Here is a 23835-nt window from a genome sequence, read left to right as displayed (position 1 = left end):
AGTTATGTTATCTTAATAATAAAAGATAATTGTTAAATTACTTGAAAAAGCACATTGATATGTGCTTTTTCTTTTCAAAAAAACAAAGATTATTCTTTTTTATCAACTAGAGATTGCCGATTTTTGTCGCTTCAAATTCAAGAAAGAAAAATGGCAGCAGAAGATAAAGAAATAATTTTATTAAAAGTTTCAGGACACGATAAAATTGGAGTTACAGCAGGCTTAACCGCAGTTTTAGCGGCATACGATGCTAATATTTTAGATATCGGTCAAGCCGATATCCATGACACACTTTCTTTGGGAATTTTGTTCGAAATTGCTGCTGGGTCTTCTTCAGCGCCAGTTTTAAAAGATCTTCTGTTCAAAGCTTACGAACTGGAAATTAAAGTAAAATTTATTCCGATTTCTATAGAAGATTATGAAACATGGGTAAAATCACAATCTAAACAACGTTACATTATCAATATTTTGGGCGAAAAACTGGCGGCTTCACAATTGGCGGCAGTAACCAAAATTATGTCAGATCAAAATCTAAATATCGATTCTATTATCCGATTGACAGGGAGAACTTCTATCGTCGAAAAAGAAGAATATCCGCGTTCTTGCATTCAATTGTCTGTAACGGGCGAAATTGTAAACAAGATTATCATGACGGCCAGTTTTATGGAAATTTCTAGAACGCTAAACGTTGATATTTCTTTTCAAGAAGACAATATCTACAGAAGAAATCGCCGTTTGGTTTGCTTCGATATGGATTCGACTTTAATTCAAACCGAAGTAATCGACGAATTGGCAGAACTAAATGGAGTAGGAGATCAAGTTCGAGCCATTACAGAATCGGCTATGAACGGAGAAATTGATTTCAACGAAAGTTTCAAACAGCGCATGGCCTTGCTTGAAGGATTGAGCGAAGAAGTATTGCAAAACGTTGCTATCAACTTGCCAATAACACAAGGAGCACATCGTTTAATGAAAGCCTTAAAATATTACGGATATAAAACCGCAATTCTTTCTGGAGGATTTACCTATTTCGGAGAATATCTTCAAAAAGAATTAGGAATAGATTATGTTCATGCCAATCAGTTAGAAATAAAAGACGGTAAACTAACCGGAAAATATATCGGCGACATTGTAGATGGACAAAAGAAAGCCGAACACTTAAAAGCAATTGCCGAAAAAGAAGGAATCCACATCAACCAGACCATAGCAGTTGGAGACGGAGCAAACGATTTGCCAATGCTAAACCTAGCAGGTCTAGGAATAGCTTTCCATGCCAAACCAAAAGTAAAAGAAAGTGCTTCAACATCTATTTCAAGTTTAGGTCTCGACGGTGTTTTGTACCTTTTAGGATATCACGATCGCTATATCGATATGATGTAATGCAATTGTCATTCTAAGAATTCACCATATTTTTGTCAATTTCGACGAAGGAGACCCGAGCGATAGCGAACAGGCGAAGCAAATCTCCACAAGAAACTCGACAAAGATTGATAAAACTTATAATTAAATCTTTGCGCCTCCGCGCCTTTGCGAGCAAAAAGACACTCTAGTCACTTAAATTAATCTCGCAAAGACGCAAAGTCGCTAAGTTTTTCAAACTAGATATGTCATCCTGAGCGAAGTCGAAGGACGACAATCATAATAAAAAATAAAACCTCAGTCTTTCATCAAAAAAGAGCTGAGGTTTTTTATTTGGGCATGCCCCGCCAGAAAAAGGCGGGTCGGGCTATCCGTTCCAATCTTTTGTGCCGAACCCCGGCACAAAAGGATTTCCACTTCTATCCCTCATGCGGGTTTAGTGGAATTTCCGTTTTTAAAGACTAATGAAAAATATGAATTGCCTCCAGCTTTAGCTGGAGGTACAGGAAGAAAACAAAAAAAGGCTTTAGCCAAATGTTTAACAGGTTTGGCTAAAGCCTTCAAAGAGTCTTTTTAGAACCACTATCTAAAGCTAGTGGCAATTTATATTTTTTTATAGGACTATTTTATTCTCGAGATTCCAATTCTCTTTTCATTTCTTTTAAATTTCTAATATTTAAAATCAGAATTGGAAGCAATGCAATTGGAACAACATTCATAGCGCTGAAACCTTTCATAAAAACAATGAAAATATTAAGTGCAAACAACATAAATAATACAACGGCAAAAATAGCATTAACCGTCTTCAAAGTCTTCTGATTTTTAATCAGTTCTTCTGTTGTCATTTCGCTAAATTTCGTTGTTTTCATTTTTATAATTTTATTTATAATGACTAATCTTTAAAACTTTGGAATTTCTGGCGTCAATAATAATTACAAAAGTACCGCCAAGCATTCCAATTCGTAAAGTTCCATTAATTACCCAATAATTGTCAATTAAATTGACTTCATAAGGTTTTTGGTCTTTAATATGAGATTCTCCGTAAATTTCAAATAGAATAGGCTCTGCAATTTGGATTGCTGTTTTTTCGTTTTTTATTAATAGCTCTTTATAATCAACAACATTATGTTGTGAACCGCCATTAAGTGCTCCTTTTAATTCATTTATTGCATTTTCTTTTCCTAGTTTTATGTGAGTAACTTCGGAACAACTATAAATATTAAAAATCAAAAATAATAAGATTAGTTTTTTTAAAGAATTAAGTTGTTTATTGAATGTTGTTGAAGTCAAGATCATTAATTAATTTTAATAATTGAAAATTCGTGAATTCGTGGCGGAAAAAAAATCAACACATTTCCTTCAACTGCTCCAAATAATCCCTCTGATTTGAAAGTCTAGGAATCTTATGCTGTCCGCCCAATTTATCCCTTTCCTTTAACCAATCATAAAAAAGGTTTTCCCTCGCAACATTAATCACCAAAGGGTTTAAAGTCATATTGTTGTAGCGTTTTGCTTCGTAGTCTGAGTTTAAAGTTTGCAAAGTTTCATCCAGAACTTTTTGGAAAAGGCCAACATCAGCGGGATGTTTTTTAAATTCAATCATCCATTCGTGAGCGCCTTTTTCTTTGTCTTGCATAAAAATAGGAGCAACCGTATAATCAATCACTTCAGTTTGTGTAACCTGGCACGCTTTAGCAATAGCCTGATCGGTATTTTCGACCATTAATTCTTCGCCAAAAACATTAATATGGTGTTTCGTTCTTCCTGTAACTCTAATTCTATACGGATTTAAAGAAGTAAAACGAACTGTATCTCCAATCAAATAACGCCACAAACCAGAATTGGTCGTAATAACAATTGCGTAGTTTTTATTCAATTCGACATCAGCCAGACGAATCACTTTTTGGTTTGGAGTTCCAAAAGTGTCCATCGGAATAAATTCGTAGAAAATTCCGTAATCGAGCATCAGCAATAAGTCGCTTGAATTATTCAAATCCTGAATAGCAAAAAAACCTTCAGAAGCATTGTATATTTCGTAATATCTAAAATCTTTGCTTGGCAGAATATTTTTGTATTGTTCTTTGTATGGAGAAAAACTCACACCGCCATGAAAATAAACTTCTAGGTTGGGCCAAAGTTCGAATAAATTCTGTTTTCCTGTATTTTCCAATACTCTATTCATCAACACCAACATCCAAGACGGAACACCAGCAAAACTCGTTACGTTTTCGTTTTTAGTTTCATTGATAATGGCAGCCATTTTAGTCTCCCATTCGCTCATCAGCGAAGTTTTGCTGCTTGGTGTGCTGCTAAATTCTGCCCACATTGGCATATTTTCAATCAGAATAGCCGACAAATCTCCAAAGAAAGTATTGTTGTTTTCGTAAATTTGAGAACTTCCGCCTAAGCGAAGACTTTTTCCCAAAAACAATTCAGAATCTTCGTTATTATTCAGATAAAGGCATAACAAATCTTTACTTCCTTTATAATGGCAATCTTCAAGCGCTTCGTTACTTACCGGAATAAATTTACTTTTGGCATTTGTGGTACCGCTCGATTTGGCAAACCATTTAATTGGGGTTTCCCAAAAAACATTTTGCTCGCCCAAACGAGTACGCTCAATTAGAGGCTGTAATTCTTCGTAAGTTGCAATCGGAACTCTTTCTGCAAAAGTCTGATAAGAGTTAATAGTCGAAAATTCATATTGTTTACCAATAACCGTATTTTCAGACGCCATCAATAAGTTGTGCAATAATTCTTCCTGAACTTCATTAGGATATTTTAAAAAAAGCTCTATTTGATGAATCCTTTGTTTTAGGACCCAAGATGCAAACGAATTGATAATTGATAAAGGCATGAATCTGGTTTTTAGTTAACTGATTTTAGGTTTTTAATCTTACAATCTGTGTAAAACAAAAAAACTTAAAATTTGAATATCGAGAGACAAATAGTAACTTTGTCTTCATATCAAAAATAATGTTTTTTTGTAAAAAACAATTCTATTTGAAGTAAAGATTCTACCTAATAAGTCGAATTTTAACACAAAAAACTTTAAATCTTTTGATAAGTCTAAATCAGCAATTATAAATAAAAAAACGAATGCAATATCAAGGTGTACTGACAAAAATGCAAACTGAATTTGGAAGCCCAATTCAATACTATTTAGTTTTCGAGGATAGTTTCTTAAATGTTAATCAGTTATTAGACAAAGAAATTGAAATCAATTTTGTGGGCTGTCAATGCTTGAATTGCGGTAAAAAGAAAAAAATATACCGTCAAGGTTTTTGTTACGAATGTTTTTATTCAAGTCCGGCAGTTGGAGATTGGATTATGAGACCAGAATTGAGTACAGCGCATTTAGGAATTGCAGATCGAGATTTAGAATATGAATCGAAAGCACAGTTACAGCCGCACATTGTATATTTGGCTTCGGCATGCGAAATAAAAGTTGGAGTAACCCGCAAAACGCAAGTCCCAACTCGTTGGATCGATCAAGGTGCTTCTCAGGCAATTGCAATCGTTGAGGTTCCGAATAGATATTTGGCAGGAATAACAGAGGTAGCTTTAAAAGATCATTATACAGACAAAACTAACTGGAGAAAAATGCTCCAGAATTCGGTTGAGACTTTTGATTTAATCGCAGAAAAAGCCAAAATAGAAAGTTTGATTCCAGCAGAAGTTAGAGATTACTTTTATGCACAAAAGAATGATCTTTACGAACTCCAATATCCAGTTTTAAATTATCCGGCAAAAGTGAATAGTTTAAATCTAGATAAAACGCCTTCTTTTACAGGAAAATTGACTGGAATAAAAGGGCAGTATTTATTATTTGAAAACGGAACAGTTTTCAATATTCGAGGTTCAGAAGGTTACGTGGTTACAATAGACGTCTAGAGTTATAGCCCATTCGTCTATTTTTGGCCTATAATGGTATAATTATAATCTTAAAATTAAAATAAAGGTTATATTTTGGCAACTTTCTAGAATAAATGATGTGAATTTTGATACTATATTTTACAATTCTATAATATTTACTTTATTCAAATAATTTATTTTTAAGAAAAATTTAACTTATATTTGGTTTGGTGTACACATTCACAAACCGAATATGGTTAAAGTTTTTTAATTCAAAAAAAACAAATTATTAAATGAGTAACTTAAAGAAAGTTAATGTTTTTAGGCGTTCATTAATGCGAAATCTAACTAAGAATATAGGAAATTCTGGAGTTAGTAATGCAGGGCCTATAGATAAGAGCAAAATTAAAAAAGTCTTGATCTGCAGACCTAATGGGCGATTAGGGAATATGCTTTTAATTACGCCTCTAGTTCAGGAAGTGAGTAAAATTTTTCCAGATTGTAAAATCGATGTGTTCGTAAAAGGAATGCTGGCGCCAATTGTTTTTGAAGAATACGAAAACATCGATAAGATTATCCATCTGCCTAAAAAGCCTTTTAAAGAATTGGTAAAATACTTTAAGGTTTGGACGCTCATTAGAAATCAAAATTATGATATTGCTATAAATGTCGATCAGAATTCTTCTTCGGGAAGGCTCGGAGTAAAGTTTTCGACAGCAAAATATAAGTTTTTTGGAAATCTTCCAGAAGGCGTTACCTTAGAATATCCAGATTACGATCATATTGCAAAATATCCAGTTTATAACTTTAGATATTTTTTAAGCCAAGTAGGAATAGAAGATAAAAATGATCCTATTGCACTTTTGGATTTAAAATTATCTGATGCCGAAATTGCAAACGGAAAACAGATTTTAGATAAAATTATTGATCCAGCTAAAAGAACGATTGCTATTTTTACCTACGCAACAGGAGAAAAATGTTACTGTGTTTCTTGGTGGGAAGAATTTTATACAGCTTTGAAAAAAGAATTTCCAAACGATAATATTTTTGAAGTTTTGCCAGTAGAAAATGTTTCTCAAATAAACTTCGAAGCGCCAACTTTTTACAGTAAAGATGTTCGGGAAATAGGTTCTGTATTGGCCAATGTAGATGTTTTTGTTGGCGCAGACAGCGGAATTATGCATTTGTCAAGTGCTTCAAAAGCTCCAACAGTAGGTTTGTTTTCGGTTTCTAATTTGAAGAAATACGAACCTTACGGAAATGGAAGTGTAGGCTTGGATACCAATACTTTAGCCGTTCCAGATTTTATAAAAGCAATGCACAAAATATTAGATAAATAAAAAAAAGAAAAACCTGTTTTTTAAAACAGGTTTTTCTTTTTAAGGGACTAAGCTACTAAGGTGCTAAGCTCCTAAGTTCTCAAAGTTAAAAACTTAGAAGCTTAGTGTCTTAGCACCTTAGTAGCTTTTACTAGGGATTCTTCTTCTTAAACAATCCATTCAATAAATCACTGGCTTTTTTAGTTACTTCCTGAGTTTTTTGCTCTTTTTCAGTTTTAGCCGCTTGGGTCGTATCTTTTGCTTTTGTGTTTTTATTGATCAAATCTGTAAGCGCTGAAGTTCCTTTTTGAGTCAGTTTTTCTTTTTGCTGGTTTACCAATTGTGTAGTCAAATTGCTCACCGCCGCTTTCATGTCTGTACTGATTTTAGGATTTGAAAAGTTACCAGTCAAAGAAGCATTAATAGGAATATTGTCCAGTTTTGCAGCATCGGCAGGAGATAATTTCGCAATCAAATTATTAGCTTCAGTACCTAGATATTTAGCAGGAACATCAAATTTAAGCGTGTAATTCATAGTTTGGTCAAAACCGTGCGTTCCACCAATCGTAGCTTTAATATCTTGGTATTTAATATCAAATGGTTTTACATTTACTTTTCCGTTATCAAAAGTCAATGCCATTTTCAAATCATTTAAATTCAATTTGTTCAAATCAAGAAACTTAACATTTGAAGTCAACGAATTTAAAACAGTTGAGTTTTTTGCATTTACAGTAGTCGATAACAATTGACCTAACAAATCACCAGAAATAGATTTCAAATCTGGAGTTAATTCTTTTGCATCCAAATTACCATTTAATTTGATGGTCGAATTCAATTTTCCGTTAATGATTCCCGCGATTGGAGCGATTTTTTTCATCATATCCAATTGTGTAAAAGTTTGTGCGATATCAACTTGATTGAATCCTAAATTCATATCAAAAGTCGGCACTTTTTCTTTTGTAGAAACTGCTCCGTTTAGACCGATAGATCCTCCGAAAATATTGGTTTTAAAGTTTTCAAGAGTCGCTTTTTCATCTTTAATAAGCAATCTTCCAGAAACGTCTTTTAGTTTTAAATTATCATATAAAACTGTTGTTGCTTTTGCATTTAAAGAACAGTTTAAGAACGCAGGAATCTTCATTGCCTCAGCAGGTTTTGCTGGAGTTTTTGTTTCTGTTTTCGCAGGTTCGCCAGAAGTCATGAAATCATCAACCGCCAATTGGTTTGAACTCATATTAAAGTTTCCTTTAAGCTCTTGTTTTTTAAACATAAAACCATAGAAATTCTCTAGAACTCCATTTATGCTGATATCACTTTTTCCAGTTGTAGCATCAAATTGTTTTAAGTTGATTGTACTTGTATTAAATTGAACTAATGCAGTACTAATGTTCATCGATTTGTTGTTTTCGTCAGTATATTTAAATCCTGACAAACTCATTGTACCAGCATTTTTGATGTTTTGGTATTGGCTTTTTTCTACAGAAGCCATATCAAAATTAGTGGTAACATCAGCTTTAAGAATACCCGCCAAAGGTTTATCCATCTTGATAGGATACGCTTTTGAAAGATTAGCCAAATTGATTGTTCCTTTTAAAGCCGCATCAATAATTGGATTTACAGTTATGTTTTTGATATTCGCTTTAGCGTTAAAAACATCCTGATCAATTCTAAAAGATAACTTATCTAGGTTAACATAAGTATCATTCAAAATTCCAGTTTCGTTGATGATTTTGGTATCAATTACAATATTCTGAACCGATTTTGGAAGGTTAGGATATTGGAAAGAAGCATTGTTGGATGCAATTGCAATATTGAATTTAGGAACAGTTGTATCTGTAAGTTCTCCTTTTGCAAAACCGTTTACAGTAAAATCTCCAGTTGTTTTTACACCCTCTAAGCTTGAAGAATAAGCAGAAGGAATTAAACCTAAGAAATTGGTAAACGATGAAGTAGGCGTTTTAAACTTTAAATCGTAAATCTGAGCTTTTTCGGCCATTTGAATGAATCCGTCAAACTCTAAAGGCAATTGGTTGATTAAAGCTTTATTTTCTTTGAAAGTATATTTGCTCTTTTCTAAATCAATACCAAGAACAGCGTCTAGCGTTAGCTTCACATTTTTCATGTAATTCATTTTATCCATGTCCAATGAAACTTTTGCAGTAGATTTTGTAGTTAAATCTAATTTAGAATTGGTAAAATCTCCAGTTCCTTCGTGGTTTAAACTGTCAATTACCATTTTAATTTTAGAACCTTGGTCGATATATCTAAAAGTAAAATTCTCAATTTTATAGTTCTGAATTTTTAAAGCAAGCGGTTTGCTTTCCTCGCTTTTTGTTTCTTCTTTTTTATCTTTTAAAGCGATATCAAAGTTTCCGACACCATCTTTATTAAAAATGATATTCACTAATCCGTTTGTAGAGCTAATTCCCTGAATGTTTAAAGGTTCTTCTTTTCCTTTGAAAAGTTCTTTAATGCTCATTTTTAAGTTCAGCTCTCCCAGAGATACTAATGTATCACCTTCAAAAGGAGCTTTGTTTATGATAACTAATTTCTCGATTCCAACTGTAGCATTTGGAAAATTCTTGAATAAACTTAAATCAGCATCTGTAAAACTTACTTTGGCATCAACGCTTTCGTTAATGGCCTCGACAATTTTGGATTTGATTTGGTCTTTAAACAAAAACGGAATGGCAAATAATGCCGCAACAAATACCACAAGTACAATGGCACTTATTTTTAAAACTTTTTTTAGCATATTAATAGATTTGAGGGTTTACATAAATCGACTCCACAAAAATAGTTTTTTTTGCAAGAGTCCAAAATAAAGTTTTCTTAAAAATGTAAGAATTAACTTTATTTTAAAGAATTAAAAAAATCCGCTCTGATATTAGATCAAAACGGATTTTTTAAGGTGTTATTTTATTATTTCTGAATAAATGAAACTATTTTTTCTACTAATGCTTCAGAAATAGGAAGAGTTTCGTTATTGTAGCTCGCTATATTGTCTTCCTGATTGCCATCGATAATTTTCATAATATGATTCATCTTGTCAATAATCTGCAATTCAGCATTTTTATTAGCCTGTTTTAAATTTTCGGCATCTTTAACCGCGATTTGTAGATCATTGTTTCCTTGTGCGATTAAAACCGGAATAGTGAGTTTTTGTATTTCGGTCTGCGGATTGTATTTGAACCACGAAATCAAATAAGGTTGAATACTTGGTCTGAAAAGAGAATTCAGCATCGGATCGACTTTTTTTACCTCAAATCCGTTTTTTAAACTATCGATAATAGGAAAAGTCAAGTCGTTAAGCTGTTTCATGGATTTTGCTCCAATCTGCGTTTTTAAGATTTTATCAGCTGGCTCGCCTGCGCCTGCAATCGAAACAAATTTATCGGCTTTTGCACTCGCAACCATTCCAATCAGAGAACCTTCGCTATGTCCAATTATGATTATTTTAGAAAAACGTTTGTCTAGTTTTAGGTAATTAATCCAGCTTTTTGCGTCTTGAATATAGTTTTCAAAAACAAGACTGCTTTCAGATCCGCCTGCCGCTTTGCTTTCGCCAATCGCTCTTTTATCATAGCGCAATGATGCAATTCCGTTTTTTGCCAACGCTTCAGCCAGCATTTTTAACGAATTGTTTTTCATCATCGGATTATTTCCATTTCTGTCCGTTGGGCCAGAACCAGCAATAATTAAAGCAACAGGATATTTTTTTGTCAAATCTGGCGTTGTCAGCGTACCAAAAATCTGATCGGTATTTATTTTTAATACAGCTGGCGTTTCCTTATAAGTGATTTCTTTTTTGTCTTGAGCATTTATAAAACTCCAAAACAAAACCGTTAAAAAAAGAATTACTTTATTCATTTTTCAATTCAATTAATAAATATTGATTCCGTAAGGCAATATCGCTTGAACTCCTTTTTGTTTTTGGAATTTCTTAACCTGCTCGATCAGAAGGTAGTTTTCTTCGCCGATTTCTTCTTTGATGAAAGCCTCTTTAGATTTTGCAAAAGGAAGTCCAGAAATAAGGTCGTTTAATGTTTTTTCGTATTCAGGATAATTCTGAGTGCTGTATTTTTTTATTTTAGCTATTTTGGCAGCTTCAGCAATTGCATCATTCAATCCGCCGATTTTATCAACTAAACCAATTTTCAACGCTTCTGAACCTGACCAAACTCTTCCTTGCGCAATAGAATCAACTTGTGTAAAAGTCATTTTACGGCCTTCTGCAACATGAGTTACAAAAGTGTTGTAGATTTTTTCAACTCCTTCTAGAGTGAACGCTTTGAATTTTTCATCGACTGGTACAAACGGACTGTAGTTTGCCGAATTCTCATGCGTTTTAACCTGCTCAGAATTGATTCCTAATTTATTGGCTAATGGACTAAAGTTTGGCAGCATTCCGAAAACACCAATAGATCCTGTAATGGTATTGTTTTCAGCAAATATTTTATTGGCGTTGCAAGCAATATAATAACCGCCAGATGCAGCATAATTACCCATAGAAACTACAACTGGTTTTACTTTTTTGGTAATTTCAATTTCTCTCCAAATTAAATCAGAAGTTAGCGCGCTACCGCCTGGACTGTCAATTCTAAGAACGATGGCTTTTACGTCATCATTTTTTCTGGCTTCTTGCAGAGAGCGTCGCATCGAACCTTCGCCAATAGTGTTGACATCTCCTTCGCCACTACCAATTTCGCCTTGAGCGTAAATAATAGCAATCTGATCTGTTGCCGAATTGGCCAAAGCAGTCGTTACATAGTTTTGAGTATAATCTGCAATCGAAATTTTATTATAATCTTCGTCTTTGTCCACTTTTAGCGCTTTTCTGATAGCGTCATGGTAAACATCTTCATAAGCTACAATATCGACTAAATGCTGCTGTTTTGCCATTTCTGGAGTTCTTGCCAAAAGACCATTGGCAATTTCGTTCAATTTAGGAAGCGGAATATTTCTGCTTTTTGCAATATCGCTAGAAACGGTAGCCCAAATGGAGTTTAAAAGAGCCGTAATCTGTTCTCTATTGGCATCGCTCATTTTATTTTCTAAGAAAGGCTCAACGGCACTTTTATATTTTCCGTGGCGAATAACTTCCATACGGATTCCCGATTTGTCCTGAAAATCTTTGAAAAACATCACCTCAGATGAAAGACCTTTAAAATCAAGATCTCCAGCAGGATTTATATAAATGGTGTTGGCAACAGAATTTAGATAATATTCTTTTTGAGAATAAGTATTAGCGTAAGCCCAAACAAATTTTCCTGATTTTTTAAAGCTTTCCAAAGCATTTCTCAAATCTTTATATTGAGCAAGACCAAGAGAAGATTCATCATTTAAGATCGAAATTCCTTTGATGTTGTCATCTGTTTTAGCTGCTTCAATCGCGTTAATGACATCGGTCAAGCCAATGCCTTTTTGCTCAGAAAAACGAGTAACCCAAGGATCTTTATATTTTCCGGCGTAATCGTTTTTGATTTCTTTTAAATTCAATTCGATAACCGAATCCGATTTAAGAGAAACGGTGTCGTCTCCGCCAAAAATAACTCCAAGAAAGATTACTCCAAAGAAGAAGAGCATGATAAAAACAAAAATACCAATAACTGTGGCAATTACATTTCCTAAAAACTTCATATGTATATTTTTTTTATAAGTAGCAAAAAAGAGCAAATTGTTACAAACGAGACATCTAAATTATTGATTGGATTTGAGACGTCGTTTCACAAATATATTGGTTAATTCTAAAATAGTTTTAGTTAATTTGCATTAATTATGAAATTACAGCATCAAGTCGTTTTATCGATAGGCAGCAACCAAGGCAGCAGACTAGAAAACATTCAAAATTGTATTGATTTACTGCATCAAAATGTTGGTACTGTTATCCAAGTTTCCAAACTTTATGAAACTCCTGCTTGGGGTTTTGAAAGTGATGCTTTTTATAATTGTGCATTGCTTTTGCATACCAATTTATCTGCTCATAAAATACTCAATCAAATTTTAAAGGTCGAAAAAGAATTAGGGAGAATTCGCTTGAATCAAGTAGGATATCAATCCAGAATTATTGATGTCGATTTGATTGTTTTTGATGATGAAATAATTGATACGGAAAAGCTTCAGGTTCCGCATCCGCTAATGCAAAATAGGAATTTTGTGCTGCTTCCTATGCGGGATTTAAAACTAAATTGGGAACATCCAATTTTAAAAAAAACAATTTCAGAACTGATTGCAGTTACTCCCGATGAAAGTATTTGTACGGTTGTTCAAAGCTTAGAAAGTCCGATTGATAAAATTCCGCTCAACCGATTTAATTATGTTTCTTTTGAAGGGAATATTGGCGCAGGAAAAACAACTTTAGTACATAAAATTGCGGAAGATTTTAATGGAAAAACTGTTTTGGAAAGATTTGCAGATAATCCGTTTCTGCCAAAGTTTTACAAAGATCAAAACCGATATGCATTTCCTTTAGAAATGTCTTTTTTAGCCGACCGTTATCAGCAATTATCTGATGATTTGGCGCAGTTTGATTTGTTTAAAGATTTTATAGTTGCCGATTATCATATTTTTAAATCGCTGATTTTTGCAAAAATAACGCTTGCTGAAGATGAATATCGTTTGTACAGAAATCTATTCGATATCATTTACAAAGAAATGCCAAAACCAGATTTGTATATTTATTTGTACCAAAATACAGATCGACTTCTTCAAAACATCAAAAAACGCGGACGTGTTTATGAACAGAATATTGAAGCGGTTTATTTAGAAAAAATCAATAACGGCTACTTAGAATATATAAAATCTCAAACCGATTTGAATGTTTTAATCATCGATGTTTCGGATCGCGATTTTGTAAAGAAACACGAAGATTATCTTTATATTTTGAATGAAATTCAGAAGAAGTTAATTGGTTAATGTGCCAATTTGATAATTAGTTAATTAGATAATTCTTAGTTTGTTGCAAATTAACTAGCTAACATTTTGCCTCATAATATAATCGACACATTTTTTCCATTATCAAATTGTCAAATTATCTCATTTTCTAATTGACTAATTGACTACTTGACAAATTAGCTAATTATCCCAAGCTGTTTTCTCAGTTTTACGGATAGTTTCTCCTGAACAAGATTGTAAGACTGCTGAATGTATTTTTCCCATTCTGACTTTTTCATTCGTGTAATATCATCAATTAAAACCCATTTGTATTTTGCAACATAAGGCGCTGGTTTAAATCCAGGTTTATTGCTCATTTCTTCAAATTCTTCGTCCAAAACTTTAAACGAAGCCGATGTAGGATTTTGATCCAATCCTACCACACAATACATTTTAGTGCCTACTGAAAACACAAGATCATGCTCCCATTTAATATCTTCGGTTGTGCCAGTTAATTTTTGGCAGATTTCTCGAATTATTTCTATATCCATTTTATGCTTTTAGTAATTTTTAGAATTAGATGATTAGGCAATGTGTCAATTAGATAATTTAAGCAGAAATCCAAAGTATTATCTAATTTTCTAATTGACACATTATATAATTGATAAACTATCTTTTTAAAGTAAAATGTCCTCTTAAAACAGGCATCGAATCATCGACTTTTAATGCATACCAATAATCGGAAGCTGGAAGCGGAATTTGATTTAAAGTGCCATCCCAACTCATTTTGAAACGGCTTAATTGAGCTACTAGTTTTCCGTAGCGATCAAAAATAGTAACAACTGCCTGAGGGTAATTTTCCATTCCAGTTACTTCCCAATTGTCATTGTAAGTATCATTATTTGGTGTGAAAAATGGAGGAAAAACTAGTACTACAAATTGTTTTTCAGCTTCTCCGCATCGGCTTTTTTCTCGTGCATAAGCGGTCTGAAGCCCTCCAGGAACATCATAAAACACATTAGAATCTTGATAATTGACACCGTCTACAGAATATTCAAAATAATCTTCTGCTTTTACAAGATAAATGATTGCTCTAGTACCTTCAACGTCTATACGGGCAATTTGCGGAACTTTGCGCTCTTCGACAATAATAGTTTTTGTACTCGTACAATTTTCAGGACTTGTAACGTCTACAGTATAGGTTCCGCCTTCAGTAACATCTATAGTTTGAGTAGTTTTGCCATTAGACCATAAATAACTCATGCCAGAAATTCCTGCGTCTAATGTTCTGGTTTGAAACTGGCACAAAGGCAATGTTTCATTTGTAACAGCTGGAGGTGTATAAATAACAATGTTTATTGGAATTCTAGTCGGATTTACGCATCCATTATTTGAAGCCTCAGCATAATAAGTCGTATTTGATGAAATTGTTGGAGTGGTAAAAGCGGGTCCTGTAAAAAGACTTGTTGTTGCAGTTGCTGAATCATACCATTTAATAGAACCAACATTTGAAGTCGCTCTAATGGTTAAAGTACCAGGGCCGCAATTTGTATAGGTCTCTTGTTCTGCAATAGGAGTAGTGGGAGTTGCATTTACAGTTGCCGTTACCAATTTGCGGTTCGATTCGCAGCCAGCATCAACATAGTAAGTTGTGGTTGCAGTTATTATTGGAGTAGTGTAGCTTGGGCCTGTCGCCAATAAATTACCGCCAATAGCAGCATCAAACCATCTTATTGTTGCTCCAGCAGTTGTTGTTGAATTCAAAGTAAAACTTCCAGAATCGCAAACTGCACTAGGAATTAGAGGTTGTGTTGCTACAGGAATAGTAATTTTAGTACTCGCAGCAATTTCTAACGGAGCTTCACCCGGCATTCCGCCATATTCTACAATATATCCTTTTGGCTGATAGTTATCACCCGGAGTTAAAGAACCGGTATTAGATAAATCATTCCAAGAACCTCTTATTCCAACGCCGGGTTGTGTGATGTGCGCATAATCTTCCTCGCCTTGCTGGTTGGGTTCGCCATTGTTCCAAAAAGCAAAATTTGGTGTTGAGCCATTGGCGTTTCCATTCCAAAAAACAGTTCCAGTTTCTGGTCCGGTAACCCATTTCCAAACACCTTCTGTTTCGGCATCGCTTCCGCCAATCCATCCCGTTCCAGAGGCTTGTTCGCCAATTAATTTGGCTTCATCAGCAGATAAAATTGTAGCTAAATATCCTTGAAGTCCATAATAGGTACGTGCCGCTGCTGCATCTCGTGCCGCAGTCCATGTGATGCCAATACTTGAAACGTATTCGTAATAATGCTGTGTAGACGGCAAATAATTTGCTTTACCCATTGTAATAGAAAATGTTCGAATTCCAGAAGCTGTAGCTGATGAATTGGTAAAAACAACATCTTTAATGGCTGCGACAAAATCTGAATATAAAACATCTGCTCCTGTAGGACTTGATAAGGTTAGTTTTCCCGCTATTGCATCCCAGCTTGTAGTAATATTTGGGTGTGATGCAGGATTTGAAAGTTCCAGTTTGTCAAGGCCACTCGAATATCCAGAAGAAATTTGAATGTAAACGGCTTCAGTTCCTGTGTCTGATGGATCATTGTCTATTTTAACATCTTCTACAATTTTAATAGTGCCTTGAGGACAGTATAATTGATCACCTTTGGCTTTGATAGAAGGAGGCGCGGTAGCAGCAACCCTGCTGCAATCGGTAGAATATCTAGACGTATTGTCTCTATAAGATGCCCAGTTGGCATTAGAATAACTTTCGTTATCTACCAGAATGCAGGTTAGAGCTGGATTGGTTTTAAAGTCAACAGCAGTAAGGTTTGAGTTTTGCCCATTTTTTACATTCAGATAAGTCAATTGGTTATTATCACACCAAAAATTTATTAGACTACGATTGGTAGAAATGTCCAAACTGGTTAATTGATTGAAACGGCAATTTAGAACGAACAATTTTGTGTTTTGTGTAACATTTAGTGAGGTCAAACGATTGGAAAGGATATTGAAATAACTAAGGTCAACATTAGAAGAAACATCAATGCTTGATAGGTTGTTAGAAGCACAGCTTAAATCTCGTAATAAAATATTTTTAGACAAATCTAAAGAGCTTATTTGATTTGCAGTACAATTTAAACCTATCAAGGCTAGATTTTTGCCAACATCTAAAGTAGTTAGAAGATTATTACGGCAAAAAAGCGTTTGTAAAAGCAAGTTTTGAGATACGTCTAAACTGCTTATTTTATTGTGATCTACAAATAAAGTTTCTAAAGCCGTATTTTTTGCAATATCAAGAGTGGTTAGCTCATTGTAACCACAATCTAAATGTCTAAGCAGTAAATTTTTTGAAAGATCTAAAGAAGTAATTCTGTTATTGGTATAGGGATTATTATTGTCTGATAATCCCAAGTCTAATTGTTCTAAATTTGTAAAAGATTCAATTCCAGTTAAATTTGAAATGCTTCTGCCGGGAATTGTTAAGATTTTTACATTGACAACATTGGCGGTAAGAACTTGACCATCAATAGTGCCATTGTCAATATTTAAATCGATTAAAGCTTGTTCAAAATTAGGATCAGGAATTTGAGTATATTGTTGTGCAAATCCAATAAAACTGGACAGCAGTAAAGGGAATAAAAAAGACGCTTTTAAAAAGTAATGTTTTTTCATTTTATAAAAGTATCACTTTTATAATAACAAAAAAATATTTTTACATTTCTAACATTTTAAGTCTGAAAAATATTTTAAAATCACATTTTTTTAATAAAAACCTGTGTTAATTTTTATTTGGCCAATTCATTTTTTGAAACAAATCCCAAACTACAATTCCGGCGCTTACAGAAATATTAAGAGAGTGTTTAGTTCCAAGCTGCGGAATTTCAATACATCCATCACAGATAGCAACAGCTTCTTGCGATACGCCGTAAACTTCATTTCCGAAAACTAAAGCATATTTTTGGTCTTTTTCGATTTTAAAATCTTGAAGAAAAATGGAGCTTTCAACTTGTTCAATTGCCATCGTCAGTACGTTTTCTTTCTTTAAGTTTTCAATAACTTCCAAAACATTTTCATGATGTTCCCAAGCAACAGTTTCGGTAGCGCCAAGAGCGGTTTTATGAATTTCTTTGTTTGGAGGAGTTGCAGTAATACCGCATAAAATTATTTTTTCAATCAAAAACGCATCAGCAGTTCTAAATACAGAACCAATATTATGCAGACTTCTAATATCGTCTAAAACTAATATTAAAGGGGTTTTTTCCGATTTTTTGAAATCTTCAATTGATTTGCGGTCTAGTTCGCTGTTTTCGAGTTTTCTCATTGTGTTTAATTCAAGTCATAAAAAAAGCTTCCAAAGATAAGGAAGCTTTTTGATTATTTTAAATGTTTCTCAGATTAGCTTTTTACTGGATCTGGTAAAACTGTACCTTTAATAGTAAGGATTTTTGTTGGCTGTCCTTCTGCGTTAGAAGTTACGGTTACCGTTTTTGTGAAAGCACCAACTCTGTCAGTAGCATATTTTACACCAATAACACCTTTAGCTCCTGGAGCAATTGGTTCTTTTGGAGTAGTTGGAACAGTACATCCGCAAGATCCTGTAGTGTTAGTAATGATTAATGGTTTTGTTCCGTTGTTAACAAAAACAAACTCACGTTTTCCATCAGCATTGTGAGCGATAGTTCCGTAATCAATAGTTTCTGTTTCGAAAAGCATACCTGCTCCTTCAACTTTTGCAGCTTTAGTAGCTTTAGCTTTTTTAGTTGTTTGTGCATTTGTTGCTGTGATACCAGCTACAGCCAACATAGCGAATAAAATTATTTTTTTCATCTTTAAGGGTCTTTTTTTAAATGATAAACAAAGCTATGTAAAATTCTCCAACCGTAAACTAAAAAAATCTTAAAATATTTTAATTTTTGAAGCTTTCGATATGCCGTTAAAAAATCATAAATTCGCTGTCTTAATTTTTTTCATTTAAAACATTACAATTTGGCAGCTAAAGAAAAAGTGGTGAAGGAAACACCTTTAATGAAACAGTACAACGAGATCAAGGCTAAATATCCTGATGCCTGTCTGCTTTTCAGAGTAGGAGATTTTTATGAAACATTTGGAGAAGATGCCATTAGAGCTTCAAAGATTTTAGGAATTACATTAACTAAAAGAGGAGCAGGATCTGATACTGAAACGGCGCTAGCTGGGTTTCCGCATCATTCTGTAAACACTTATTTGCCAAAGTTGGTAAAAGCAGGACTTCGTGTAGCGATCTGTGATCAGCTGGAAGATCCGAAAATGACAAAAACTATTGTAAAAAGGGGAGTGACAGAACTCGTGACTCCAGGGGTTTCTTTGAACGATGAGGTTTTACAGTCAAAATCAAATAACTTCTTAGCATCGGTTTATTTTGCTAATAAAAATATCGGAATTTCATTTTTAGATGTTTCTACAGGAGAGTTTTTAACGGCACAGGGAAATGCAGAATACATCGATAAATTATTGCAGAACTTCAATCCGAGTGAGGTTTTGGTTCCTAAGAATAATAAGAATGATTTTAAAACTGCTTTTGGAGAAGATTTTCATAGTTTCTATCTAGAAGATTGGATTTATAAAGAAGATTATGCTCTTGAAACGCTGACCAAACATTTTCAAACGAACTCCTTAAAAGGATTTGGTGTTGAAGAATTGAAGGAAGGAATTATTGCTTCTGGGGCAATTTTATATTATTTGTCAGAAACGCAACATAACCGCGTACAGCATATTACGGCGATTCAGCGTATTGCAGAAGATGCTTACGTTTGGATGGATCGTTTTACCATTCGAAACTTAGAATTATACCATAGCTATAATCCAAATGCGGTTACACTTTTGGATGTGATCGATAAAACGCTTTCGCCAATGGGAGGGCGTTTATTGAAAAGATGGCTGGCATTGCCTTTAAAGGATGCAAACAAAGTAAAAAGCCGACATGAAGTTGTGGCGTATTTAAAATCGAATCCTGAAATTCTGCATAATATTCAATACCAGATTAAACAGATTTCAGATTTGGAACGATTGATTTCTAAAATTGCGGCAGGGAAAGTTTCGCCAAGAGAAATTGTTTATTTAAAGGAATCTTTAGATGCTATTATTCCAATTAAAACATTGGCGCTTGAAAGTCCACAAGAAGCGGTAAAAGTAATCGGAGATAGTTTGCATGCTTGTGATCTGCTTCGTGAAAAAATTAAAACCACTTTAAATCAGGATGCTCCTGTTGCCATTTCAAAAGGAAATGCAATTGCAAAAGGGATTAATGAAGAGTTGGATGAATTGCGTGCGATTTCAACTTCAGGAAAAGAATTTTTAGAAGGAATTGAAAAAAGAGAATCGGAAAGAACAGGTATTTCTTCGTTGAAAATCTCTTTTAATAATGTTTTCGGATATTACATCGAAGTTCGAAATACACATAAAGATAAAGTTCCAGAAGAATGGATTCGTAAACAGACTTTGGTAAATGCGGAACGCTACATTACTGAAGAATTAAAAGAATACGAAACTAAAATTTTAGGAGCAGAAGAAAAGATTTATAAAATAGAAAGTGAGCTTTTTGAACAATTAGTAGCGTGGATTGGAACTTATATTAAACCAGTTCAAATGAATGCGTATTTAATTGCACAATTAGATTGCTTATGTTCGTTTACGCAGATGGCTGTTGAAAACCAATATGTATGTCCAGAAATCGATGATACTTTCGAATTGGATATCAAAAACGGAAGACACCCTGTAATCGAAAAGCAATTGCCTGTTGGAACGCCATATATTGCCAATGATGTTTTTTTAGATAGAGAAACACAGCAAATTATTATGATCACCGGACCTAACATGTCGGGTAAGTCTGCAATTTTAAGGCAAACAGCTTTGATTGTGCTTTTGGCTCAAATGGGAAGTTTTGTCCCTGCTGATAGTGTTAGAATGGGAATTGTAGATAAGATATTTACCAGAGTTGGAGCTTCAGACAACATCTCGATGGGCGAATCTACATTTATGGTCGAAATGAACGAAACGGCTTCTATTTTGAATAATATTTCAGATAGAAGTTTAGTCTTGTTGGATGAGATTGGAAGAGGAACCAGTACGTATGACGGAATCTCGATTGCTTGGGCAATTGCTGAATTCTTGCATGAACATCCAGGAAGAGCAAAAACGCTTTTTGCAACGCATTATCATGAATTGAATGAAATGACAGAATCGATGCCTAGAATTCAGAATTTCAATGTGGCAGTAAAAGAGCTAAAAGATACTGTTCTGTTTGTTAGAAAACTGGTAAAAGGAGGAAGTGCGCACAGTTTCGGAATTCACGTGGCTAAAATGGCGGGAATGCCACAATTGGTTATTTCGAAAGCGCAAAAGCTGTTGAAGAAATTAGAAAAGAATCATTCGAGTGATGCTCTAAACGGAATAAAATCGGCAAACGAAGAAATGCAGATGAGTTTCTTTAATTTGGATGATCCATTGTTGGAAGAGATAAAAGAAGAAATTCTGAATCTCGATATTAATGCAATCACGCCTGTAGAAGCGTTAATGAAACTGAATGAGATTAAAAGAATGTTGGTTAAAAAATAATTTTAAATAATTTTCAAATTTAAAGTTTAGGTTATCAGAAAGTTATAAAATAAGTCGATTTTTTTTTGAAAAAACGCTTGTGTAATTGAATAAATGTCCTAAATTTGCACTCGCAATACGAAACAAATCAAGTGTTGCAGTTCTTAGTAAAATTTGAAAAATGCGAAAATAGCTCAGTTGGTAGAGCGCGACCTTGCCAAGGTCGAGGTCGCGGGTTCGAGCCCCGTTTTTCGCTCAAAAACCATACAATGCTCGGATGGTGAAATTGGTAGACACGCTGGACTTAAAATCCAGTGAACAGCAATGTTCGTGCGGGTTCAAGTCCCGCTCTGAGTACTAAAGCCTCTTCTTTTGAAGAGGCTTTTTTGTTTCTAGGCTACGCTGGGGGTTCTGAGGTGCTAAGATTCTGAGGTTCTAAGGTTTTTAGGATTTGAGAATTTTTGGCACTAGGTGAGCTTAGGAACTTAGGTACTTAGTAGCTCAGTATCTTAAAAAAAATCAACAATCTAAAATTTATAAATGGGTGCTTTTGTAATTAGCAAGCGATTTAATGATGAATATAAATTTACGTTTACTTCGAGAAGGGGAAAAGTAATTTTTACGAGCCTGAGTTATGAGCTGAGGTTTGAATGTGAAGAAGATATTGAAAAGTTCAAGGCGAATGTCGATCAGGCTAAGTTTTTAAAATTTAAAGGTTCTGGAGGAAAGTATTTTTTTAAATTGATGTTGGGAGAGGTGCACTTTGCTACGAGCCGTAAATATAGTACGGAATTGCTTTTGCAGAAGGGAGTAAAAGAAATTGTAACCTATTCTTCTAGGTCGGAAATTTTAGATTTCTCTTCAAGTGAATCAATTTTTGGAGATGAGGAGTCTGAAGAAGAAGAGGAAGAGGCTGCTGAATAATAATAAAAAAAGCGTCTGCAATTGCGGACGCTTTTTTTGTGTGTGATAGTGATTGTGGAAAAATTAATCACAAAAAAAACCATCTAAAAGATGGTTTTAAAATCGTTAGAACTTAGGATCTAATTATTTTTTTACTTCTTCTACTTTAGCAGCAGCAGAATCAACTTTAGCAGCAGCAGAATCAACAGTTGCAGCAGCAGAATCAACAACAGCAGCAGCTGAATCAACAGCAACAGCAGTAGAATCTACAGCAGGAGCTTCAGCAGCAGCGTCAGCTTTTTTACAAGATACAACAGTTAATACAGCAACAACAGCTAAACTTAAAAATACTTTTTTCATCTTACTTTATTATAAAAGGTTAATTATTAATTCGTGGCAAAGATATAAATTTTTTAATATGTAAAATATTTTTTCACTTTTTTTTTAAAATATTTTCCTTACTCACGATTATCTTATTTATCAAAGAATATGCCAAAATTATAAAAATTTCTTAAATTATTTAATTTATCGCGTAAATAATTTTTTATTAAATATTCTTTATAAAAACCACTTGTTTTATTTTCTGGCTTATGGTTTGTTTTGTTTTTTAAGAGTATTTATTCAAGTGCACTTGCTTAAAAATAGCGCTGTTTTTACTCTTTTTTTTAAATAAATGGCTCTTGTAAGTCTCCAAGGCTATGAAACGAGCTTTATAATCGTATCGGTTGCTCCTTTATTATCTTGAATAAATGATCTGCAGATTTCACTTTTTTCTTTTAGAAAGCTTGGGTCGTTTAATAATCGGTCAAAAATTTCTTTTAATTCTGTGCTTGTGGTTATTGGTGTGCAGCCGCCAATTTCAACTAAAGCAATTGCTTCTGCAAAATTTGAATAATTAGGTCCAATTACAATCGGAATTCCAAATGTGGCCGGTTCCAGAATATTGTGTATTCCAGGATTTCCAAATCCGCCTCCTACATAAGCGATCGTTCCGTAACTATAAATCTTAGTCAAGATTCCGACAATATCAATTATAAAGACATTATAAACAGATAAATCTTTGTTTTCTTTCTCTGAAAATAAAATAGTTGGTTTTGTAATCAGCGATTTAAGGTTTGAAATCTGATCTGGTTTAATATTATGTGGGGCAATTATAAATTTGATATTTTCTGGAGCCTGATTGATGTATTCTGCGATTAAAACTTCGTCTTTTGGCCATGAGCTTCCGATAACAATTGTAGGCTGATTGTTTTTGAAATTTTCAATATAATCCAAACGGTTGTCTCTTTCTAAAATAGCATTTACGCGATCAAAACGGGTATCGCCCGAAACAATTACATTTTTGAAGGCAAGACTCTCTATTTTTTGTTTTGATTTTTCATTTTGAACAAAGAAATAAGTAAAAGCATTTAAAGCTTTTCTATAAAATCCGCCGTACCATTTAAAGAACATTTGGTTGTCTCTAAAAATTCCAGAAATTAAATAAGTTGGAGTCTTATGGTTTTCAAGTTCTTTTAAATAATTCAACCAAAATTCATATTTGATGAAAAAAGCTTTTTCAGGATGAACTATTTTAATGAATTTTTTTGCATTGCTTTTACTGTCTAAAGGAAGGTAAACAGTGGCATCTGCGACTGTGTTATTTTTACGCACTTCGTATCCAGAAGGTGAAAAAAAGGTAACAACAATTTTGTGAGCCGGATATTTTTCTTTGATTTTTTCTATAACAGGAAGTCCTTGCTCGTATTCGCCCAACGATGCAGAATGAAACCAAATGGTCTTGTCTTCAGGTTTTATTTTTTCTTGCAGCGTATCAAAAACATTTTTTCGCCCCTCTACAAAAAGCTTAATTTTCGGACTAAACAAGGCTATGGTTCTTAAGAAAAATCCTGCGATGTGAATGGCTAAATTGTATAAAAAAAGCATGTAATTTTTTTTGCAGCTAAATTAC

18 protein-coding genes and 2 tRNA genes are annotated in these 23835 nt (G+C 33.8%); 8 read left to right on the top strand and 12 right to left on the bottom strand.

Annotated elements, in window-relative coordinates; genetic code table 11:
* The first annotated feature begins 150 nt into the window (after window positions 1–150).
* Window positions 151–1380 carry a phosphoserine phosphatase SerB gene (gene serB / locus Q9Q97_RS17885; RefSeq protein ID WP_306159586.1) on the top strand — a complete coding sequence of 410 codons (1230 nt, stop codon included), beginning with the start codon at window positions 151–153 and terminating at the stop codon, window positions 1378–1380.
* A gap of 605 nt (window positions 1381–1985) precedes the next feature.
* Here the strand turns inward: serB and Q9Q97_RS17880 are convergent.
* The 3 genes from Q9Q97_RS17880 to Q9Q97_RS17870 are packed head-to-tail and all read right to left on the bottom strand — an operon-like array spanning window position 1986 to window position 4216.
* Entirely contained in the window at window positions 1986–2228 is a 243-nt protein-coding gene (locus tag Q9Q97_RS17880) for a redox-active disulfide protein 2 (protein WP_306159584.1), read from the bottom strand.
* Between the two features lie 10 nt (window positions 2229–2238).
* Window positions 2239–2649, bottom strand: a complete 411-nt coding sequence (locus tag Q9Q97_RS17875; RefSeq protein WP_306159582.1) for a YbbC/YhhH family protein — start codon at window positions 2647–2649, stop codon at window positions 2239–2241.
* A gap of 55 nt (window positions 2650–2704) precedes the next feature.
* Window positions 2705–4216: a GH3 auxin-responsive promoter family protein gene (locus tag Q9Q97_RS17870; RefSeq protein ID WP_306159580.1), complete on the bottom strand. Its 1512-nt coding sequence runs from the start codon at window positions 4214–4216 to the stop codon at window positions 2705–2707.
* A 242-nt stretch (window positions 4217–4458) separates the two neighbouring features.
* On the opposite strand from Q9Q97_RS17870, the gene Q9Q97_RS17865 reads away from it, so the two are divergent.
* Complete coding sequence (locus Q9Q97_RS17865) at window positions 4459–5253, top strand: DUF2797 domain-containing protein (protein WP_306159578.1); 795 nt, start codon at window positions 4459–4461, stop codon at window positions 5251–5253.
* Between the two features lie 254 nt (window positions 5254–5507).
* Window positions 5508–6554 carry a glycosyltransferase family 9 protein gene (locus Q9Q97_RS17860; protein ID WP_306159576.1) on the top strand — a complete coding sequence of 349 codons (1047 nt, stop codon included), beginning with the start codon at window positions 5508–5510 and terminating at the stop codon, window positions 6552–6554.
* A 130-nt stretch (window positions 6555–6684) separates the two neighbouring features.
* On the opposite strand, the gene Q9Q97_RS17855 is transcribed toward Q9Q97_RS17860, so the two are convergent.
* From Q9Q97_RS17855 to sppA, 3 genes are all read right to left on the bottom strand, one after another.
* Window positions 6685–9288 (bottom strand): AsmA-like C-terminal region-containing protein, encoded by a 2604-nt coding sequence (locus Q9Q97_RS17855; RefSeq protein WP_306159574.1) that lies wholly within the window; start codon window positions 9286–9288, stop codon window positions 6685–6687.
* Window positions 9289–9455: 167 nt separating this feature from the next.
* Window positions 9456–10403 carry a S9 family peptidase gene (locus Q9Q97_RS17850; RefSeq protein WP_306159572.1) on the bottom strand — a complete coding sequence of 316 codons (948 nt, stop codon included), beginning with the start codon at window positions 10401–10403 and terminating at the stop codon, window positions 9456–9458.
* Between the two features lie 12 nt (window positions 10404–10415).
* On the bottom strand, window positions 10416–12173 hold the full coding sequence (gene sppA, locus Q9Q97_RS17845; protein WP_306159570.1) for a signal peptide peptidase SppA: 1758 nt from the start codon (window positions 12171–12173) through the stop codon (window positions 10416–10418).
* Between the two features lie 138 nt (window positions 12174–12311).
* Between sppA and folK the strand changes: the two genes are divergently transcribed.
* Window positions 12312–13448, top strand: coding sequence for a 2-amino-4-hydroxy-6-hydroxymethyldihydropteridine diphosphokinase (gene folK, locus Q9Q97_RS17840; protein WP_306159567.1), 1137 nt, complete (start codon window positions 12312–12314; stop codon window positions 13446–13448).
* 155 nt (window positions 13449–13603) lie between these two features.
* Here the strand turns inward: folK and Q9Q97_RS17835 are convergent, their stop codons facing one another.
* The 4 genes from Q9Q97_RS17835 to Q9Q97_RS17820 form a co-directional block, all read right to left on the bottom strand.
* Entirely contained in the window at window positions 13604–13957 is a 354-nt protein-coding gene (locus tag Q9Q97_RS17835) for an MmcQ/YjbR family DNA-binding protein (RefSeq protein WP_306159565.1), read from the bottom strand.
* A 118-nt stretch (window positions 13958–14075) separates the two neighbouring features.
* A complete protein-coding gene (locus tag Q9Q97_RS17830; RefSeq protein WP_306159564.1) occupies window positions 14076–17081 on the bottom strand; it encodes a T9SS type B sorting domain-containing protein in 3006 nt (1001 codons plus the stop codon).
* Between the two features lie 106 nt (window positions 17082–17187).
* Window positions 17188–17730 (bottom strand): RNA methyltransferase, encoded by a 543-nt coding sequence (locus Q9Q97_RS17825; protein WP_306159562.1) that lies wholly within the window; start codon window positions 17728–17730, stop codon window positions 17188–17190.
* A 74-nt stretch (window positions 17731–17804) separates the two neighbouring features.
* Entirely contained in the window at window positions 17805–18236 is a 432-nt protein-coding gene (locus tag Q9Q97_RS17820) for a DUF1573 domain-containing protein (protein WP_306159560.1), read from the bottom strand.
* 159 nt (window positions 18237–18395) lie between these two features.
* Between Q9Q97_RS17820 and mutS the strand changes: the two genes are divergently transcribed.
* The 4 genes from mutS (at window position 18396) to Q9Q97_RS17800 (ending at window position 21905) form a co-directional block, all read left to right on the top strand.
* Window positions 18396–21002: a DNA mismatch repair protein MutS gene (mutS, locus tag Q9Q97_RS17815; RefSeq protein WP_306159559.1), complete on the top strand. Its 2607-nt coding sequence runs from the start codon at window positions 18396–18398 to the stop codon at window positions 21000–21002.
* A gap of 162 nt (window positions 21003–21164) precedes the next feature.
* A tRNA-Gly gene (locus Q9Q97_RS17810) sits at window positions 21165–21237 on the top strand.
* Window positions 21238–21252: 15 nt separating this feature from the next.
* Window positions 21253–21338, top strand: a tRNA-Leu gene (locus Q9Q97_RS17805).
* 183 nt (window positions 21339–21521) lie between these two features.
* Complete coding sequence (locus Q9Q97_RS17800) at window positions 21522–21905, top strand: DUF1508 domain-containing protein (RefSeq protein ID WP_306159557.1); 384 nt, start codon at window positions 21522–21524, stop codon at window positions 21903–21905.
* A gap of 123 nt (window positions 21906–22028) precedes the next feature.
* Here Q9Q97_RS17800 and Q9Q97_RS17795 read toward each other — a convergent pair whose 3' ends face one another.
* Window positions 22029–22244, bottom strand: coding sequence for a hypothetical protein (locus Q9Q97_RS17795; protein ID WP_008467260.1), 216 nt, complete (start codon window positions 22242–22244; stop codon window positions 22029–22031).
* A 336-nt stretch (window positions 22245–22580) separates the two neighbouring features.
* Window positions 22581–23810, bottom strand: coding sequence for a 3-deoxy-D-manno-octulosonic acid transferase (locus tag Q9Q97_RS17790; protein ID WP_306159555.1), 1230 nt, complete (start codon window positions 23808–23810; stop codon window positions 22581–22583).
* Window positions 23811–23835: the final 25 nt, after the last annotated feature.

Source organism: Flavobacterium sp. DG2-3 (assembly GCF_030730925.1).
GTDB lineage: Bacteria > Bacteroidota > Bacteroidia > Flavobacteriales > Flavobacteriaceae > Flavobacterium.
The sequence above is the reverse complement of the archived record's forward strand: the minus strand, read 5'-3'. Positions and strand labels throughout refer to the sequence as shown.

What these genes read in the sequence shown, in the direction of transcription:
- serB (WP_306159586.1), top strand. Translation starts at nt 151, where the DNA reads ATGGCAGCAGAAGATAAAGAAATAATTTTATTAAAAGTTTCAGGACAC.
- Q9Q97_RS17880 (WP_306159584.1), bottom strand. Translation starts at nt 2,228, where the DNA reads ATGAAAACAACGAAATTTAGCGAAATGACAACAGAAGAACTGATTAAA.
- Q9Q97_RS17870 (WP_306159580.1), bottom strand. Translation starts at nt 4,216, where the DNA reads ATGCCTTTATCAATTATCAATTCGTTTGCATCTTGGGTCCTAAAACAA.
- Q9Q97_RS17865 (WP_306159578.1), top strand. Translation starts at nt 4,459, where the DNA reads ATGCAATATCAAGGTGTACTGACAAAAATGCAAACTGAATTTGGAAGC.
- Q9Q97_RS17860 (WP_306159576.1), top strand. Translation starts at nt 5,508, where the DNA reads ATGAGTAACTTAAAGAAAGTTAATGTTTTTAGGCGTTCATTAATGCGA.
- Q9Q97_RS17855 (WP_306159574.1), bottom strand. Translation starts at nt 9,288, where the DNA reads ATGCTAAAAAAAGTTTTAAAAATAAGTGCCATTGTACTTGTGGTATTT.
- Q9Q97_RS17850 (WP_306159572.1), bottom strand. Translation starts at nt 10,403, where the DNA reads ATGAATAAAGTAATTCTTTTTTTAACGGTTTTGTTTTGGAGTTTTATA.
- sppA (WP_306159570.1), bottom strand. Translation starts at nt 12,173, where the DNA reads ATGAAGTTTTTAGGAAATGTAATTGCCACAGTTATTGGTATTTTTGTT.
- folK (WP_306159567.1), top strand. Translation starts at nt 12,312, where the DNA reads ATGAAATTACAGCATCAAGTCGTTTTATCGATAGGCAGCAACCAAGGC.
- Q9Q97_RS17835 (WP_306159565.1), bottom strand. Translation starts at nt 13,957, where the DNA reads ATGGATATAGAAATAATTCGAGAAATCTGCCAAAAATTAACTGGCACA.
- Q9Q97_RS17830 (WP_306159564.1), bottom strand. Translation starts at nt 17,081, where the DNA reads ATGAAAAAACATTACTTTTTAAAAGCGTCTTTTTTATTCCCTTTACTG.
- Q9Q97_RS17825 (WP_306159562.1), bottom strand. Translation starts at nt 17,730, where the DNA reads ATGAGAAAACTCGAAAACAGCGAACTAGACCGCAAATCAATTGAAGAT.
- Q9Q97_RS17820 (WP_306159560.1), bottom strand. Translation starts at nt 18,236, where the DNA reads ATGAAAAAAATAATTTTATTCGCTATGTTGGCTGTAGCTGGTATCACA.
- Q9Q97_RS17800 (WP_306159557.1), top strand. Translation starts at nt 21,522, where the DNA reads ATGGGTGCTTTTGTAATTAGCAAGCGATTTAATGATGAATATAAATTT.
- Q9Q97_RS17795 (WP_008467260.1), bottom strand. Translation starts at nt 22,244, where the DNA reads ATGAAAAAAGTATTTTTAAGTTTAGCTGTTGTTGCTGTATTAACTGTT.
- Q9Q97_RS17790 (WP_306159555.1), bottom strand. Translation starts at nt 23,810, where the DNA reads ATGCTTTTTTTATACAATTTAGCCATTCACATCGCAGGATTTTTCTTA.